General features: G+C 41.5%; 4 protein-coding genes. All 4 read right to left on the bottom strand.

Going from position 1 to position 2425, the window contains the following annotated elements; genetic code table 11:
• Nucleotides 1–77: 77 nt before the first annotated feature.
• Nucleotides 78–359: a DUF5615 family PIN-like protein gene (locus H6F44_RS22630; protein WP_190353339.1), complete on the bottom strand. Its 282-nt coding sequence runs from the start codon at nt 357–359 to the stop codon at nt 78–80.
• The gene (locus H6F44_RS22635) at nt 340–675 is read right to left on the bottom strand and encodes a DUF433 domain-containing protein (RefSeq protein ID WP_190353340.1); all 336 of its coding nucleotides are present in this window, start codon (nt 673–675) and stop codon (nt 340–342) included. Before H6F44_RS22635 ends, H6F44_RS22630 begins: the two co-directional genes overlap by 20 nt.
• Before the next feature lie 82 nt (nt 676–757).
• Nucleotides 758–1645, bottom strand: coding sequence for a hypothetical protein (locus tag H6F44_RS22640; protein ID WP_190353341.1), 888 nt, complete (start codon nt 1643–1645; stop codon nt 758–760).
• A gap of 52 nt (nt 1646–1697) precedes the next feature.
• Nucleotides 1698–2153, bottom strand: a complete 456-nt coding sequence (locus tag H6F44_RS22645) for a type I restriction endonuclease (protein ID WP_190353342.1) — start codon at nt 2151–2153, stop codon at nt 1698–1700.
• Nucleotides 2154–2425: the final 272 nt, after the last annotated feature.

The raw sequence follows: 2425 nt of genomic DNA on the forward strand, positions 1-2425 counted from the left end.
ACTGCATTTTCTTGTTACTATTTTTATTCCTCTTTATTCTTCCTATTTCTTCCTTGCTTGTACATAAGTATATTTACTTACCGCAAACTTGGGATGCTCCCAATAATTTCGCCCATCGTTCGTGTTCCTTGCTTGCAATAAGCAATACCAGCATGACTAACACCCAATTGATGCAGAATCAAAAAATCATCATCTTGCGTAAAAATTACCCGACCTTGAGAGAGCGCAAAAGCTAACTGTTCCTCATCTATTACACCTCGCATACCTTGTTCAGGAGTTGTGGTTACATCAATGTCAAGTCTTCTTAACCCGATCGCGATCGCATTACTAACATTTTCATCAAGATGAAAGCGAATCATAACTCATACCGCGTTCCTTTAACCTTTGTTGTAATAACGAAGGAGTATTAGCTCTCATCTCATCCGCCAACCTTTCACCCTCCTCAATTTGACGATTTATCTCAACACGATGGTCGTAATAGTAAGCCAGAGCTGCATGAACATCCGCCAAACCAATACTAGGATAATGACTAACAATTTCCATAGGTGACATACTTAATCTTTCATAACAAATCGCAATATCCTGTACCTTAATACGGTGTCCAGCGATACGCGGCTTACCACCACAAATACCCGTAGTTATTTCAATATGTTCTTTAATTAGTCCAATCAGCATAATTATATGATTACCCTTTGGTTGTAAATTGATATCTGCGACTAAAGAAGTGATTTTGATGAAATCAAAAACTACGCTACATTCAACAGGAAAAATTTTGAGTCATCAAAATGACGTGCTTAGAACCCTTCAACACCTGCGGACCATCCAAAAACTCAAAACTCCTGCCTAAAATGCGGATAATTTCTGGAGGCTGTTGCGGGAAAGAGATATTTGTTTTTGGCGGCGAACCGAGATGGATCGCACAAGCTCCATCGGGATTTTTCTCAAACCTGCTGACCTTAAAACTAAAACGGCGATTCGATACCGTTGTAAACTTCTCCTGCTCCACAAGATCCGCAAAACGATAAATGGGCATACCATCAAAAGTTCGCACATCATCCCGAAAACCAGTAATCACATCCAACTCCAATCGAAAATTTTCAGGAAGATTTGTCTGCCCCGTCACCGTAATCCCGCCACTAGCTGTATTATTGACCTGCAATGGCGCAATGTAGTAATAACTGATTTTCTCGATCTTAGGACGATAAGCCTTGAGCGCATCCGCCCGTTGCTTATTAAAAGGCTTATTGTAAACAGTCATCGCATCCACATACCGCAAAACACTCACCCAGTCCCGCGCCTTCACCAACTCATGCAAACGCCTATTCAGCGCATCAAACTCTGGATCGACTGCTGCAAATCTCGGCGGCTGTGGGATCGCTCCCTGCTGCTCCATCGTATTGAAAATTTTGATAACTTGGTCAGTATCTCTAGCCTTGACCGCCTGTAATAGCTGATTACTCAAACGATCAAACAAACCCTGAGAAAACTTAGGACTGGGAGCCGAAGTACTAGGAATTGGCTTGAGAAGATTACGCGGGACAGAATTATTAAGAAATTCATCCCCTGCTCTCCGTGCTTCAACCGCACCAGATTGAGTCGCCATATAAGCAAGCAAGGCAAAAGCGAGAACCCCTAACTGACGCATCAATACCACCTCAATTAACTTTTAATTAACCCAAGTTTCAGGCAAAATTATCTCAAACAATTTCCGCACCATTAGCATAACCAGAAATTGCTAATTGACCAAGATATTTTAAAATTCGCAACACATCATAGAGCGCATTGTCAGCATCATACAGAGAAAACCGTTTCGACAAAGCATATTGCGATCGCATCAACTTCACAAAATGAAAATCACTACCATTAGTAATCATCCCAAATACAGGGCGATCGCCTTGATTAGCACTCATATAGGTCAATACTTGCGGCAAAGCCACCATCACATTAAAAGCACTATGTTTTGCCTCAATTACCACAACCCAGAGCGCATCTTGCACCACCAATAAATCAATCTGTCCCTTGATTACTTGATCCCGATCTTCTATGGAAATAGCGATCGACTCTTCCACACGCACAAAAAAAGGCGCATGATAAAAACCTGCACAGGACAACAACGGCGAAAGCACCACCATATTCACTAAATTCTCAATCATCGGACGCTGGGCTAAATAGAGATACTCTTCGGCTCTTCTGGGTTCATGGGGATAAGCAAAACTAATTAGAAAGACAGGCTAACAATCTAGAACGAAAGTTTATAAAGTTCAAAAAACCATAAGCTTGCCGTTTAATTACAGCCTGTTGAGGCATTAAGGGGTACAATGGAAAGAAACAGAAAAGCAGGAAAAAAAGAGCTATGCCAGCATATTCCCTAGATTTCAGAAAGAAGATCGTAACAGCCTACGAAGCAGGAAATACATCAATCCGC

The sequence above is a fragment of the Pseudanabaena cinerea FACHB-1277 genome, assembly GCF_014696345.1.
Lineage (GTDB): Bacteria > Cyanobacteriota > Cyanobacteriia > Pseudanabaenales > Pseudanabaenaceae > Pseudanabaena > Pseudanabaena cinerea.